Raw genomic sequence first — 14,413 nt, 5'->3', positions numbered from 1 at the left:
AGCGAAGAGGTCACACCCGTTCCCATTCCGAACACGGCAGTTAAGCTCTTCAGCGCCGATGGTAGTTGGGGGTTTCCCCCTGTGAGAGTAGGACGCCGCCAAGCCATTTCAAAGATCAGCCATCCGGCTGGTCTTTTTTTGTATAGATAAACTTTCAGCTATCAGGGAGAAGTGAGGTGGTTTAACATCTAGTTCGACCTGTAGAGTAATTTAAACGCCCTGAAACGAGATATGGTTAAACCCGCAGACTATTAATTTCGACCTATCGTAAACACTTGAATTGAAATAATTCATGAGAGCAAGTTACGAATATGTACCGATCATGGAGCAATGGTTAATTTCATGAATCAGGCTATAGTAATTCAGAGGGAGAGAAGGGTAGGATAAATAAAGGGGATGCATAATTTATAAGCGGAGGACTTTAACGGAAGACAGAGATATCATAATCTGAGGCAATAGTGGATTTCTATTATGATGAAATCGGTTTTATTGAGATGTATTCTTGTCTTTATTTGTTCCTTTCATTATACTAGGAAGAATTTATTGTTGATGAAGAACTTACTTAATATTGATAATAATGCAAGTTGATTGCTAAGGAAGAAAACAGACAAAATAGAATTATGGAAGGGGTCGGTATTGTGAGTAAAAAGGGTAAGGAAAGGTTTGAAGTCATCGAGGGCGAGTCGATCGATGCATGTTTAGATCGGATTAAAGCGGCAGGATACTTTCCTGTAAGGCGAACGGAGGAGCCAATCTTTGCCGAGAGAATTGAAAATGGCAAAGTCCAATATGTGCCAGTTGATCGGAAAATTGTATTCGAAGCAAAATTAATTGAGTAAAACACGAACGATTAATTAATATGATGTGAAAATATTCGATTTTAACTTGACATTAAAATGACCGGAAGGTAATATGAAGTTACATTAATACATCTCATATAATCATGGGGATATGGCCCAAAAGTTTCTACCTGATGACCGTAAATCATCGGACTATGAGAAAAGCATCTGACTATTTCGGAAACTAGCCAAGTCTTTTTGCACTTTTTCAAAAAGGCTTTCTTTTCCGGACAGGTTGCTTTCTCGATGAGGAAGCAACCTGTCCGGTTTTTTATTTACATGTTATAGATAATGATAAGCGTCCGTCTACATACTCGGGACGCCATAATATGAGTGTTGGAGGGAAAGATGATATGAAACCGCAAGTTGGGGTTATTATGGGAAGTGTCTCGGATTGGGAGACGATGAAATACGCTTGTGAATCATTGGAACAGCTTGAGATTCCCTATGAAAAAAGAGTCGTTTCCGCCCACCGGACGCCGGATTTACTATTTGAATATGCAGAGAGTGCAAAAGAGAGAGATATTAAAGTGATTATTGCCGGAGCAGGCGGGGCTGCACATCTTCCAGGTATGACCGCCGCTAAAACGATTGTCCCTGTGATAGGCGTTCCAATACAGTCGAAGGCATTAAATGGGATGGATTCGTTATTATCGATTGTTCAAATGCCTGGTGGCGTACCGGTTGCAACGGTCGCGATCGGAAAAGCGGGCGCAGTCAATGCCGGTTTGTTTGCGGCTCAAATATTAGCAGCTTTTGATTCTGACATTGCTGATAGGTTAGAGGCTTTACGAAACGAAACCAGAGAAAAGGTGTTACAGAGCAGTGAACAACTTAAATAATACAGTCATTTTACCGGGACAGACCATTGGAATAATTGGCGGTGGGCAATTGGGCAGGATGATGGCCTTATCGGCTAAGGCATCGGGCTTTAAAATTGCGGTCCTTGAGCCGACTGCAGAAGGTCCATGTGCTCAAGTGGCGGATATAGAAATCACTGGTGCTTATGATGATATCGAAGCATTGAAAAGGTTAGCTGAGGTCAGTGATGTCATAACTTACGAGTTTGAAAATATCAGTTCAGCAGCCTTGGATTGGTTAAAGCAACATGCATATCTTCCACAGGGCTCAGAATTATTAAAGCTGACACAGGATAGATTGACGGAAAAAAAAGCCATATCTGATGCAGGTGCTTCCGTTGCTCCTTATCAGGAAATACAGGATATTTCAGAAATTTACCTTCATATAGAGAAAATAGGGTACCCTAGTGTGTTAAAAACGACGCGGGGCGGTTATGATGGAAAAGGGCAGTTGGTCATTAAGGAAGAAGCCGATATCAAAAAGGCTGAATCCCTGCTCAAAACAGGTAAATGTGTGCTGGAAGCCTGGATTCCTTTCGTAAAGGAAATCTCCATTATCGTGACGCGCAAGGCAAATGGCGAGGTAAGTCATTTTCCGATTGCGGAAAACATTCATATTGAAAACATTCTTCATAAAAGTATTGTTCCCGCCCGTATTAGTCAACAAGCTGAACGGAAAGCTATTAATGAAGCTTTGCAGCTTGCAGAGAAACTTGATTTGGTGGGGACATTGGCAGTCGAGATGTTTTTAACCGCTCAGGATGAGATCATCATTAATGAATTAGCGCCAAGACCTCATAACTCAGGCCATTATACAATGGAAGCATGTGAGACTTCACAGTTCGAACAGCATATTAGGGCTGTCTGCAATTGGCCGCTCGGAAATACGGCGTTATTGAAGCCTGTGGTAATGATAAACATCCTTGGTGAGCATATCGGGCCCTTAATGGATGAAATTCCGACGCTTTCAGATTGGAAGGTCCACCTATACGGTAAGAAAGAAGCCAAGCTTAAGCGGAAAATGGGTCATGTGAATATTTTACGTCCAACGATCGAGGAAGCTCTTTTGGAAAGTGATCGAAGCAAAATATGGAATCAACAGGTTGAAACGGAGGAAGTAAAATGATTGAACGTTATACCCGCCCAGAGATGGGAAACATTTGGACAGAAAAGAACCGCTTTAATGCGTGGTTGGAAGTTGAAATCTTAGCTTGTGAAGCATGGTCTGAGCTAGGTGTCATTCCAAAAGAAGATGTGAAGCTTCTTCGTGAAAAGGCTACATTCGATGTGGACCGTATCAATGAAATCGAAAAAGATACACGCCATGATGTTGTTGCTTTTACACGTGCGGTTTCTGAAACGTTGGGTGAAGAACGGAAATGGGTCCATTACGGACTGACTTCCACTGATGTGGTGGATACAGCTCTTTCATATGTGATTAAGCAAGCGAATGAGATCCTTGCCAAGGATTTAAATAACTTCGTGGAGATCCTGAAAAATAAAGCGAAGGAACATAAATATACGGTTCAAATGGGACGTACACATGGAGTTCATGCTGAGCCGACCACTTTTGGGTTGAAACTGGCTCTTTGGTATCAAGAAATGAAACGCAATGTCGAACGTTTTGAAGAAGCAAGAAAGAACATAGAGGTTGGGAAAATCTCTGGAGCTGTCGGAACTTACGCAAACATCGACCCGTTCGTTGAAAAATTTGTTTGTGAAAAGCTTGGTCTTGAAGCAGCGCCAATTTCAACACAAACATTGCAGCGCGATCGCCACGCACATTATATGAGCACATTGGCTTTAATAGCGACATCAATTGAAAAGTTCGCAGTGGAAATTCGCGGCTTGCAAAAAAGTGAAACACGCGAAGTGGAAGAATTCTTTGCAAAAGGACAAAAAGGTTCTTCAGCAATGCCCCATAAACGGAATCCAATCGGTTCTGAAAATATGACGGGCATGGCACGTGTAATCCGCGGTTACATGATGACAGCATATGAGAATGTGCCATTATGGCATGAACGTGACATTTCACATTCTTCTGCTGAGCGCATCATCTTGCCGGATGCAACGATCGCATTAAACTACATGCTGAACCGTTTCAGCAACATAGTGAAGAACTTGACCGTATATCCAGAAAATATGAAACGCAATATGGACCGTACGCTTGGATTGATTTTCTCACAACGTGTACTGCTTTCCCTTATCGATAAAGGACTTGTCCGCGAAGAAGCTTATGATACGGTTCAGCCGAAAGCGATGGAGGCATGGGAGCTTCAAGTTCCATTCCGAAGCTTGATCGAAAAGGATGATAAAATCACAAGCTTGCTTACGAAAGAAGAACTTGATGATTGTTTCGATCCTACACATCACCTGAAAAATGTTGATGTAATCTTTGATCGTTTAGGTTTATAAAAAGTGAAGGCGGCAAACATGGCACCTCTAAACGGTGATATGTTTGCCAAGCCTAACCAATGGCAGGAAAATTCATAATATTCACAATGTGGGGGTCTTGACAGATGGAAAAACGAGAATTGTTGTATGAAGGAAAAGCGAAACAGATTTTTGCAACGGACAACAGTGAAATAGTATGGGTGGAATACAAGGATTCGGCAACAGCGTTCAATGGCGAGAAGAAGTCAGAGATTGCCGGAAAAGGTAAGTTGAATAATCAAATTACTAGCTTACTATTTTCAAAGCTTGCCCAAGAAAATATCCCGTCCCATTTTATTGAAATGCTTTCCGACCGGGAGCAGCTAGTAAAGAGGGTATCCATCATTCCGCTTGAAGTCGTTGTCAGAAATACGGCTGCCGGCAGTTTTTCTAAAAGGACTGGCATTGAAGAAGGCAAGCCGCTAAAGAAAACGCTGATTGAGTTTTACTATAAAGACGACGAACTCGGCGATCCTCTGTTAACGGAAGACCATATTGAAGAATTGGAACTTGCAAGCAAGGAAGATGTAGCGATTTTAAAAGAAAAAGCACAAGAAATCAGTATTGTCTTAACTTCCTTCTTTAAAGAGTTGGACATTAAATTGATTGATTTTAAATTAGAGTTCGGTAAAACCCCGAATGGAGACATTTTGCTGGCAGACGAAATTTCACCTGATACTTGCCGATTATGGGATATTAATACGAACGAAAAGTTAGACAAAGATGTATTCCGCCGTGATTTAGGAAGTTTAACAGATGCTTACGAAAAAATACTAGCAAAGTTGGAGGGCACTCAACATGTATAAGGTTAAGGTATATATCACACTACGCGAAAGTGTACTAGATCCACAGGGAGCAGCAGTGCAACAATCACTTCATAGTTTGACTTATAACGAAGTTAGCGATGTTCGAGTGGGGAAATACATTGAACTTACAATTAAAGATACGGATCGTGATTTAGATCAACTTGTGAAGGAAATGTGTGAAAAACTATTGGCCAATACGGTAATTGAAGCTTACCGTTATGATGTTGAGGAGGTTATCACCCAATGAAATTTGCTGTCATAGTTTTCCCTGGTTCCAATTGTGATGTCGATATGTACCATGCGATAAAGGATGCACTGGGGGAAGAAGTGGAGTATGTTTGGCACTCTACAGACAATCTAGATCAGTATGATGGGATTCTCCTTCCAGGAGGTTTCTCTTATGGAGACTATTTACGCTCTGGAGCAATTGCACGATTTTCGAATGTAATGGCCGAAGTCGTAAAAGCGGCACAAGCAGGAAAGCCTGTCTTGGGTGTCTGCAATGGTTTTCAGATTTTACTTGAAGTAGGACTTTTACCTGGAGCGATGCGCCGTAATGAAGGCTTGAAATTCATTTGCCGCAATGTAGGACTGAAGGTTGAAAATAATCAATCGATGTTCACGACAGGATATGAATTAAATGAAACGATTACGATCCCGGTTGCCCATGGTGAAGGGAATTACTACTGCGATAATGAGACATTGGCTGAATTAAAACGAAATAACCGCATCTTGTTCACGTATGATGGTGAAAATCCAAACGGAAGCTTGGAACAGATAGCGGGGATTACAAATGAACAAGGAAATGTCCTCGGAATGATGCCTCATCCCGAACGTGCTGTTGATTCGCTGCTTGGCAGTAAAGACGGCTTAAAGATTTTTCAATCCATCGTAAAAAACTGGAGGGAATCACATGTTATTACAGCTTGAACCAAGTCCGGAAAAAATTAAATCGGATCGTTTGTACGCAACTATGGGACTATCCGATGATGAATTTGCAATGGTGGAGAAAATCTTAGGCAGACTGCCGAATTATACGGAAACTGGATTGTTTTCGGTAATGTGGTCAGAGCATTGTTCCTACAAAAATTCGAAACCCATCTTAAGGAAGTTCCCGATTACAGGGGAGAAAGTGCTGCAAGGTCCTGGTGAAGGAGCAGGTATCGTTGATATCGGTGACGATCAGGCTGTCGTTTTTAAAATTGAAAGTCATAACCACCCTTCGGCAATAGAACCTTATCAAGGTGCTGCTACTGGTGTCGGCGGAATTATCCGTGATGTCTTCTCCATGGGTGCCCGTCCAATTGCGATGCTGAACTCGCTTCGCTTTGGTGAGTTAGATAATGATCGCGTGAAATATTTATTTAAAGAAGTGGTTGCCGGGATTGCGGGATACGGGAATTGTATCGGAATTCCAACTGTCGGCGGAGAAATTCAATTTGATCCATCGTATGAAGGGAATCCTCTAGTCAATGCCATGTGTGTAGGTTTGATCGATCATAAGGACATTAAAAAGGGCCAAGCGCATGGAGTGGGCAACACGGTGATGTATGTGGGTGCCAAAACTGGACGTGATGGAATCCATGGAGCAACTTTTGCATCTGAAGAGCTTTCAGAGTCTTCAGAAGAAAAACGGCCTGCCGTACAAGTAGGCGATCCATTCATGGAGAAACTGCTTTTGGAAGCATGCCTTGAATTGATTCAAAATGATGCCCTTGTCGGTATTCAGGATATGGGAGCAGCGGGTCTTACAAGCTCATCTGCCGAGATGGCGAGTAAAGCTGGATCAGGAATAAAAATGAATCTTGATTTGGTACCGCAGCGTGAGACGGGAATGACAGCATATGAAATGATGCTTTCTGAATCACAAGAGCGGATGCTGATCGTTGTAACTAAAGGACGCGAACAGGAAATAGTTGACTTGTTTACAAAGTATGACCTAGAAGCTGTTGCTGTTGGAGAAGTAACGGATGACAAAAATCTAACACTTTCCCATCAAGGTGAAATCGTTGCTGAGGTTCCGGTTGATGCATTGGCTGAAGAAGCCCCAATCTATCACAAGCCATCTGCAGAACCGCAATATTTCCGTGACTTCCAAAGCATGAAGGCTGAAGTTCCAGCAATTGGAGATTACAAAGAAACATTGGTTTCACTATTGAAGCAACCGACAATTTCGAGTAAGGAATGGGTCTACGACCAATATGATTACATGGTCCGCACGAATACAGTCGTCTCACCTGGATCGGATGCGGCCGTAGTGCGTGTACGGGGTACGAATAAGGCCCTTGCCATGACGACGGATTGCAACTCCCGCTTTATTTATTTAGATCCTGAAACAGGTGGCAAAATCGCAGTGGCTGAAGCTGCCCGTAACATCATTTGCTCGGGTGCAGAGCCTTTGGCGATTACGGATTGCTTGAATTTTGGAAATCCAGAAAAACCTGAGATATTTTGGCAATTGGAAAAAGCGGCAGACGGTATGAGTGAGGCTTGCAGAAGCTTAAGTACTCCTGTAATTGGCGGAAATGTCTCCCTTTACAATGAAACGAATGGTGAAGCGATTTATCCGACACCTGTAGTTGGGATGGTTGGTCTTGTTAGTGATCTTCAGCACATCACTACACAAACATTTAAAAATGAATCCGATTTGATTTATGTGGTCGGCGAAGCGAAGGTTGAATTTGGAGGCAGTGAATTACAGAAAATGCTTGAGGGTAAAATCTTTGGGCGCGCTCCAGAACTTGATTTGTCCATTGAACAAAAACGTCAGCAGCAAATTCTAACTGCAATCCAAAAAGGACTTGTTGCATCAGCCCATGACCTTTCGGAAGGTGGTTTGGCAGTGGCTTTAGCTGAATCTTTATTCGGGGCTAGCAAACTTGGGGCAAAAGTGAATATATCCGGCGAACCGGTATCCGAATTATTCAGTGAAACGCAATCACGATTCTTACTGTCCATCAAACCTGAAAACCAAGCGGCATTTGAAGCACTTGTTGAAGATGCGATATGCATAGGTTCAGTAACGGCTGATAATAAATTAGTCGTGGAGACATGCAGTGATAGCAAAGTATTGGAAGCGGACGTTGAAGATTTACAAACAGCTTGGAAGGGAGCCATACCATGCTTGCTGAAATAAGAAGCCTAAACGAAGAGTGTGGTGTTGTAGGAGTCTGGGGACATCCCGATGCTGCACAGCTTGCTTACTACGGTTTGCATAGCTTGCAACATCGTGGTCAAGAGGGAGCAGGCATCGTCGTGACGGATGGTGAGCAGATGTCCATCTCTAAGGGCGAAGGACTTGTCACAGAGATATTCACTGCTGAAAAAATGCAGGCACTTTCCGGTACCGGAAAAGCGGCAATCGGCCATGTCCGTTATACTACGGCAGGCGGCGGCGGGTATCAAAATGTTCAGCCTTTCCTGTTCAATTCGCATACAGGAGGGCTGGCACTTGCCCATAATGGGAATATCGTCAATGCCCATCAGTTAAAAGCGCAGCTTGAAGGACAGGGAAGCATTTTTCAAACGACATCCGATACGGAAGTTCTGGCACATCTGATTAAACGCTCCGGCTACTCGGATGTAAGAGATTCCGTGAAGAACAGCTTAAGCATGCTGAAGGGGGCCTATGCCTTTGTCATCATGACCGAAAACCAAATGATCATGGCAAGAGATCCGCATGGCTTCCGTCCACTTTCCTTGGGGAAAATAGGCGATGCATATTTCGCTGCATCAGAAACATGTGCACTCGATATTGTAGGTGCAGAATTCATCCGCGATATTGAGCCGGGTGAACTTGTTGTCATTAATGATGAGGGAATCACATCCGAGTACTTTTCGCTTTCCAGTCAACAGGCAATGTGCACGATGGAGTACGTGTATTTTTCCCGTCCGGATAGCAATATTGATGGGATCAATGTCCATACGGCACGAAAAAACCTTGGCAAGCAAATGGCACTGGAAACCAAAATTGAAGCAGATGTAGTTACAGGTGTACCTGATTCCAGCATTTCGGCAGCGATTGGCTATGCTGAAGCTGCAGGCATTCCCTATGAAATGGGTTTAATAAAAAATCGGTATGTTGGACGGACGTTCATTCAGCCATCACAAAGTCTGCGTGAACAAGGCGTGAAGATGAAACTATCACCTGTAAGAGGGGTAGTGGAAGGTAAGCGGGTCATAATGGTTGATGATTCAATCGTCCGTGGGACAACGAGCAGAAGGATTGTCCGCATGTTAAAAGATGCCGGGGCGAAAGAAGTGCATGTAGTAATCAGCTCACCACCGATCAAGAATCCATGTTTTTATGGCATAGACACGTCTAAAAAGGAAGAACTGATTGCGAGCTCTAAATCGGTGGAGGAAATAAGGGAAATCATCGGTGCCGATTCCTTAACTTTTTTAAGTGTCGAAGGTATGGTCGAAGCAATTGGAAGACCGTTTCCTGGAGAAACGCGCGGTTCATGCCTAGCTTGTTTCACCGGAAATTATCCGACTGAAATTTTTGAATACGAACGAGAAAAAACAAAATGTTAATCAAGTCGGCAATGATGATTGATTTTCGGAGGAGGATTTCAAATGGCTAATGCATATAAACAGGCTGGTGTGGATATTGAGGCTGGTTATGAAGCGGTAAATCGAATGAAAAAACATGTAAAGCGCACATTTCGTCCAGAAGTAATGAATGGTCTGGGCGGTTTCGGCGGCATGTTTGATTTATCTTCCTTGAACCTTAAAGAACCTGTGCTCATCTCAGGTACGGATGGAGTGGGTACAAAACTTTTGTTGGCGTTCATGATGGATAAACACGATACAATTGGAGTGGATTGTGTAGCTATGTGCGTCAATGATGTTGTCGTTCAAGGTGCTGCACCTTTATACTTTTTAGATTATATTGCCTGCGGTAAAGCAGATCCCGAACGAATTGAAATGATCGTCAAAGGAATTGCAGATGGCTGTGAGCAGGCGGGCTGTGCTTTAATCGGCGGAGAAACGGCTGAAATGCCTGGCATGTACGAGACGGAAGAATACGATGTTGCAGGTTTTACTGTTGGTGCCGTTGAAAAATCACGTCTAATTACTGGTGAAGCAATCTCGGCGGGTGACGTCGTTATTGGACTCGCTTCAAGCGGCATCCACAGTAATGGATATTCCCTTGTTCGTAAAATTCTTCTTGAAGACTCAGGTATGGGGCTTCATGACTTCGTACCGGAACTGGATTGCAAGTTGGGAGAGGAATTATTAAAACCGACAAAAATCTATGTGAAGTCCGTCTTATCGACGTTGGAAAAATTTGAGGTCAATGGTCTTGCCCATATCACTGGTGGGGGATTCATCGAGAATATTCCGCGTATTCTTCCTGAAGGATGCGGTGTTGAAATCGAGCTCGGAAGCTGGGAAATTCCAACTATATTCTCAATCCTTGAAGAAAAAGGGAACCTTGTAAAAGAGGAAATGTTCAATATCTTCAATATGGGAATCGGAATGACGGCCGTCGTGAAAAAAGAAGTGGCATCCGATGTGCTAGCCCACCTACGTTCTTGCGGTGAAGAAGCCTCGGTTATTGGAACGGTAGTGGATGGAAATGGAGTGTCGTTCAAATAATGAAACGCCTTGCTGTCTTTGCATCAGGTAACGGTAGTAATTTTCAATCAATTGCTGAAGCAATAAAAAGTGGAAAGTTAGAGGCGGAAATCTGTCTTGTCGTTTGCGATCGTGAAGACGCATATGTGCTTGAGAGAGCTATGCTTGAGAATATTGATTCTTTCTCCTTTTCAGCGAAGAACTACTCGAATAAGATTGAGTATGAATCGGAAATCCTCGAAAGACTTCGCCAGTATGAGATAGAATTCATCATTCTGGCTGGTTATATGCGTTTGATCGGTCCAACTTTATTACAAAAGTATTCACAGAGGATTGTGAACATCCACCCTTCACTTCTGCCTAGTTTTCCAGGCAAGGATGCAATTGGCCAGGCTTTTGATGCAAGAGTGAAGGAAACGGGGGTAACGGTTCATTATGTCGATGATGGAATGGACACAGGACCGGTCATTGCCCAAAAGGCAGTGCCAATTCTTGAGGGGGATACGAAAGATATCCTTCAAAAAAGGATTCAGGAGATGGAGCATGACTTGTATCCGTCAGTTTTGCGGGAGCTATGCCACAAGAAACTTACTTAATGGAGGGACCAACATAACATGAAGAAACGTGCATTAATTAGTGTATCGGATAAAACAGGTATCGTAGAATTTGCTCAAGGTTTAATTGAAGCAGGTTTTGAAGTCATTTCTACAGGCGGTACCAAAAAAACGCTGCAGGATAATGGTATTGAGGTAATTGGAATCAGTGACGTCACCGGTTTCCCGGAAATATTGGATGGACGTGTTAAAACACTTCACCCGAATGTCCATGGAGCAGTGTTGGCAAAACAGGATGACAAAAATCACACAGCACAGCTTGCAGAGCATAATATTGAACCCATTCAACTAGTCTGTGTGAACCTATATCCATTCCAAGCGACTATTTCCAAACCGGAAGTCACTGTGGAAGATGCTATTGAAAACATCGATATCGGTGGACCGACAATGCTTCGTTCTTCTGCTAAAAACCACGAATATGTGACTGTTATCGTTGATTCCAATGATTATCCTAACGTATTGGCTGAGCTGAAACAAAATGGCGGAGTATCAAAAACCACGAATCGCCGCCTGGCTGCAAAAGTTTTCCGCCATACAGCAGCATATGATGCCGTTATTTCAGAGTATATGACAGAGCTTGCCGATGAAGAAAATCCTGAATCATTGACTGTTACCTTTGAATTGAAACAGTCGCTTCGTTATGGGGAAAATCCACATCAAAAAGCCGCATTCTATAAAAAACCGCTTGGTTCTGTTTTCTCAATTGCAGAAGCGAATCAACTACATGGAAAAGAACTTTCATACAACAACATTAATGATGCTGATGCAGCACTTCAAATCGTTAAAGAATTCAATGAGCCGGCTGCAGTTGCAGTCAAACATATGAATCCTTGCGGCGTCGGTGTCGGTGCGACCATTTTGGAAGCATTTGACAAAGCTTATGAGGCAGATGCCACTTCCATTTTCGGTGGGATCATCGCATTGAACCGTGAAGTTGACAAGGCGACTGCTGAAAAACTTCATGAAATTTTCCTTGAAATCATCATTGCCCCTGGGTTTACACACGAGGCAGTGGAAGTATTGACAAGCAAGAAAAACCTTCGTTTATTAACGATCGATTTCGATGCGGTTAAAAAGCCTGAGCGTAAATTGACATCCATTGAAGGCGGATTACTTATTCAAGATCGGGATGCACATAGCTTAAAGGATGCAGAGATAAAAGTGGCAACGAAACGTGAGCCTACCCCTGAAGAGTGGAAAGCCATGGAACTTGGCTGGAAAATCGTGAAACATGTCAAGTCGAATGCAATAGTGGTTTGTAACGATCAAATGACATTAGGTGTTGGTGCAGGTCAAATGAACCGTGTGGGAGCTGCAAAAATTGCCCTGGAACAAGCTGGGGAAAGAGCGACAGGAAGTGCATTGGCATCAGATGCTTTCTTCCCAATGGATGATACTGTAGAAGCGGCAGCGAAAGCGGGCGTCACGGCAATCATTCAGCCTGGTGGATCTGTTAAAGATGAGGATTCAATCAAGAAAGCTGATGAATATGGGATTACGATGGTGTTTACAGGAATTCGTCACTTTAAACATTAATCAAAAATGAGGTGCGATAATGAATGTACTAGTAATTGGCCGGGGCGGCAGGGAGCATGCCATAGCCCGCAAACTATTTGAAAGTAAACGGGTTGGGACAGTTTTTGCAGCACCGGGAAATCCAGGGATGACTGATGTAGCGACTCTTGTTCCGATTGATGAAAACAATCACGGGGATTTGGTTGCCTTTGCCAAGCAGAATGCAGTTTCATTAACTGTGATCGGGCCCGAAACCCCATTGTTGAATGGACTTGCCGATGATTTTACGGAGGCAGGATTACAAGTATTTGGCCCTAATGGCCGTGCTGCAGTCATCGAGGGAAGTAAATCCTTTGCTAAAGATTTAATGAAGAACTACAGCATTCCGACAGCAGAATATGAAACATTTTCCGATTACGATTCAGCAAAGGCATATATCGAAAAAGTGGGTGCCCCCATCGTCATAAAAGCGGACGGTTTGGCTGCAGGAAAAGGTGTCGTAGTTGCCATGACGATGGAAGAGGCGTTAGACGCCATCCATGATATGCTAGTCGGAGCAAAGTTCGGGGAAGCATCTGCTAAAGTCGTTATTGAAGAATTCCTTGATGGCGAGGAATTTTCATTGATGGCATTCGTTAATGGGGAAAAAGTGTATCCGATGGTCATTGCTCAAGATCATAAGCGGGTTTTTGATGGTGATCAGGGTCCGAACACAGGTGGAATGGGTGCATATTCACCAGTGCCGCAAATTTCCGATGAAATGGTTCAGACCGCAGTCGAAACAATTCTTAAGCCCACGGTAAATGCGATGATTTCGGAGAATCGGAGTTTTACAGGAATATTATATGCCGGGTTGATTGCTACCGATAAAGGCACAAAAGTCATTGAGTTCAATGCCCGTTTTGGCGATCCGGAAACGCAAGTTGTTTTACCGCGCCTAAAAACAGATTTCGTAGATACGCTTGAAGCGGTTCTTTCTGGAGAGGATTTAGAACTTGAGTGGCATGAAGAAGCTGTTCTTGGGGTGGTCGTCGCAGCTGATGGATATCCAGGGGAATATAAAAAGGGTTCTATTATTAATGGCTTGGAAAAGATTGATCAGTATGCCCATGTTTATCATGCTGGAACGGCACTCGATAGTGAGGGGAAATTCATTGCGAATGGCGGACGTGTACTTCTGGTTGCTGCAAAAGGGAAAGATTTGGCCTCTGCCCAAGCTGAAGTATATAAAGAGTTGGGACATATTGAGAAAGACGGCTTATTCTGGCGGATGGATATTGGCTACCGTGCAATAAAATACAATTTCTCATCATAATATAAAGAAGCTGACTCTAAGCGGAGTCAGCTTCTTCTTTAGAAAAAACTTAATAGTGATCAGATTGATTAGATTCATGTCCCTGTTTTGGTTCATTTGTCGTTAAGTTTTGTCTGTTTTCCATCGCATCGACGACAGGGCAATAGCGGAGTATGCCTTCGCCTATTTTCATGGCAGAAAGCATGACCACGAATATATAAGATTGGTTTTTCCATGGTTTTTTCACCATTTTAGCCATAGCCCATGTTAGCAATGTAAAACCACAGGTAATTCGCATTAATGCATTTATTATACTGATATTTTGTTTAAACTTCACTTTAAGTCCATCCCTTCACAAAAATTTAACAATAATCTGGTTAACATTACTGTTCTAATGAGGCAAGTATGTTACTATGAAATAAAATTGGATTGAAAATGGTTTTTTCATACATCTGTTTCTATAAAATTA

Annotated in this window: 14 protein-coding genes, 1 rRNA gene and 1 riboswitch; of the genes, 14 read left to right on the top strand and 1 reads right to left on the bottom strand. The window is 42.9% G+C overall.

Features of this window, described 5'->3' with window-relative positions; translation table 11 throughout:
- The 14 genes from rrf to purD all read left to right on the top strand — a co-directional run.
- Positions 1 to 104: ribosomal RNA gene (gene rrf / locus ACQKFG_RS24615) — 5S ribosomal RNA — on the top strand; the annotation flags it as partial.
- 534 nt (positions 105 to 638) lie between these two features.
- Positions 639 to 839: an NETI motif-containing protein gene (locus ACQKFG_RS24610; protein ID WP_192207621.1), complete on the top strand. Its 201-nt coding sequence runs from the start codon at positions 639 to 641 to the stop codon at positions 837 to 839.
- 74 nt (positions 840 to 913) lie between these two features.
- A riboswitch (purine riboswitch) is annotated at positions 914 to 1,015 on the top strand.
- Positions 1,016 to 1,192: 177 nt separating this feature from the next.
- On the top strand, positions 1,193 to 1,681 hold the full coding sequence (gene purE / locus ACQKFG_RS24605) for a 5-(carboxyamino)imidazole ribonucleotide mutase (protein ID WP_098370632.1): 489 nt from the start codon (positions 1,193 to 1,195) through the stop codon (positions 1,679 to 1,681).
- The gene (gene purK, locus ACQKFG_RS24600; RefSeq protein WP_427563643.1) at positions 1,665 to 2,825 is read left to right on the top strand and encodes a 5-(carboxyamino)imidazole ribonucleotide synthase; all 1,161 of its coding nucleotides are present in this window, start codon (positions 1,665 to 1,667) and stop codon (positions 2,823 to 2,825) included. The genes purE and purK overlap by 17 nt, the downstream gene beginning before the upstream one ends.
- Positions 2,822 to 4,114: an adenylosuccinate lyase gene (gene purB, locus ACQKFG_RS24595; protein ID WP_076372692.1), complete on the top strand. Its 1,293-nt coding sequence runs from the start codon at positions 2,822 to 2,824 to the stop codon at positions 4,112 to 4,114. Before purK ends, purB begins: the two co-directional genes overlap by 4 nt.
- 104 nt (positions 4,115 to 4,218) lie before the next feature.
- A complete protein-coding gene (gene purC, locus ACQKFG_RS24590; RefSeq protein WP_192207624.1) occupies positions 4,219 to 4,938 on the top strand; it encodes a phosphoribosylaminoimidazolesuccinocarboxamide synthase in 720 nt (239 codons plus the stop codon).
- Positions 4,931 to 5,185: a phosphoribosylformylglycinamidine synthase subunit PurS gene (gene purS / locus ACQKFG_RS24585; RefSeq protein WP_034306118.1), complete on the top strand. Its 255-nt coding sequence runs from the start codon at positions 4,931 to 4,933 to the stop codon at positions 5,183 to 5,185. Before purC ends, purS begins: the two co-directional genes overlap by 8 nt.
- Positions 5,182 to 5,868: a phosphoribosylformylglycinamidine synthase subunit PurQ gene (purQ, locus tag ACQKFG_RS24580; protein WP_192207625.1), complete on the top strand. Its 687-nt coding sequence runs from the start codon at positions 5,182 to 5,184 to the stop codon at positions 5,866 to 5,868. The genes purS and purQ overlap by 4 nt, the downstream gene beginning before the upstream one ends.
- On the top strand, positions 5,852 to 8,074 hold the full coding sequence (purL, locus tag ACQKFG_RS24575) for a phosphoribosylformylglycinamidine synthase subunit PurL (RefSeq protein ID WP_427563639.1): 2,223 nt from the start codon (positions 5,852 to 5,854) through the stop codon (positions 8,072 to 8,074). Before purQ ends, purL begins: the two co-directional genes overlap by 17 nt.
- Positions 8,059 to 9,474 (top strand): amidophosphoribosyltransferase, encoded by a 1,416-nt coding sequence (gene purF / locus ACQKFG_RS24570; protein ID WP_192207627.1) that lies wholly within the window; start codon positions 8,059 to 8,061, stop codon positions 9,472 to 9,474. Before purL ends, purF begins: the two co-directional genes overlap by 16 nt.
- Before the next feature lie 42 nt (positions 9,475 to 9,516).
- Positions 9,517 to 10,542 (top strand): phosphoribosylformylglycinamidine cyclo-ligase, encoded by a 1,026-nt coding sequence (gene purM / locus ACQKFG_RS24565; RefSeq protein ID WP_427563637.1) that lies wholly within the window; start codon positions 9,517 to 9,519, stop codon positions 10,540 to 10,542.
- Complete coding sequence (gene purN / locus ACQKFG_RS24560; RefSeq protein WP_353871389.1) at positions 10,542 to 11,117, top strand: phosphoribosylglycinamide formyltransferase; 576 nt, start codon at positions 10,542 to 10,544, stop codon at positions 11,115 to 11,117. The genes purM and purN overlap by 1 nt, the downstream gene beginning before the upstream one ends.
- 18 nt (positions 11,118 to 11,135) lie before the next feature.
- Positions 11,136 to 12,671 (top strand): bifunctional phosphoribosylaminoimidazolecarboxamide formyltransferase/IMP cyclohydrolase, encoded by a 1,536-nt coding sequence (purH, locus tag ACQKFG_RS24555; RefSeq protein ID WP_427563634.1) that lies wholly within the window; start codon positions 11,136 to 11,138, stop codon positions 12,669 to 12,671.
- A 19-nt stretch (positions 12,672 to 12,690) separates the two neighbouring features.
- Positions 12,691 to 13,965 (top strand): phosphoribosylamine--glycine ligase, encoded by a 1,275-nt coding sequence (gene purD / locus ACQKFG_RS24550; protein WP_427563632.1) that lies wholly within the window; start codon positions 12,691 to 12,693, stop codon positions 13,963 to 13,965.
- Between the two features lie 49 nt (positions 13,966 to 14,014).
- On the opposite strand, the gene ACQKFG_RS24545 is transcribed toward purD, so the two are convergent.
- Positions 14,015 to 14,281 (bottom strand): YgaP-like transmembrane domain, encoded by a 267-nt coding sequence (locus ACQKFG_RS24545; protein WP_260288220.1) that lies wholly within the window; start codon positions 14,279 to 14,281, stop codon positions 14,015 to 14,017.
- Positions 14,282 to 14,413: the final 132 nt, after the last annotated feature.

The sequence above is a fragment of the Peribacillus sp. NPDC076916 genome, from assembly GCF_050269675.1.
In the GTDB taxonomy this organism is placed as follows: domain Bacteria; phylum Bacillota; class Bacilli; order Bacillales; family DSM-1321; genus Peribacillus; species Peribacillus aracenensis.
Note: the sequence above shows the minus strand (reverse complement) of the source record. Positions and strands in the feature narration are given on the sequence as shown.

Bases quoted from the DNA above. Each gene is read 5' to 3' on its own strand.
- purD (WP_427563632.1), top strand. From the start codon at position 12,691: ATGAATGTACTAGTAATTGGCCGGGGCGGCAGGGAGCATGCCATAGCC.
- purH (WP_427563634.1), top strand. From the start codon at position 11,136: ATGAAGAAACGTGCATTAATTAGTGTATCGGATAAAACAGGTATCGTA.
- purQ (WP_192207625.1), top strand. From the start codon at position 5,182: ATGAAATTTGCTGTCATAGTTTTCCCTGGTTCCAATTGTGATGTCGAT.
- purM (WP_427563637.1), top strand. From the start codon at position 9,517: ATGGCTAATGCATATAAACAGGCTGGTGTGGATATTGAGGCTGGTTAT.
- purC (WP_192207624.1), top strand. From the start codon at position 4,219: ATGGAAAAACGAGAATTGTTGTATGAAGGAAAAGCGAAACAGATTTTT.
- purF (WP_192207627.1), top strand. From the start codon at position 8,059: ATGCTTGCTGAAATAAGAAGCCTAAACGAAGAGTGTGGTGTTGTAGGA.
- purS (WP_034306118.1), top strand. From the start codon at position 4,931: ATGTATAAGGTTAAGGTATATATCACACTACGCGAAAGTGTACTAGAT.
- purB (WP_076372692.1), top strand. From the start codon at position 2,822: ATGATTGAACGTTATACCCGCCCAGAGATGGGAAACATTTGGACAGAA.
- purE (WP_098370632.1), top strand. From the start codon at position 1,193: ATGAAACCGCAAGTTGGGGTTATTATGGGAAGTGTCTCGGATTGGGAG.
- purN (WP_353871389.1), top strand. From the start codon at position 10,542: ATGAAACGCCTTGCTGTCTTTGCATCAGGTAACGGTAGTAATTTTCAA.
- purL (WP_427563639.1), top strand. From the start codon at position 5,852: ATGTTATTACAGCTTGAACCAAGTCCGGAAAAAATTAAATCGGATCGT.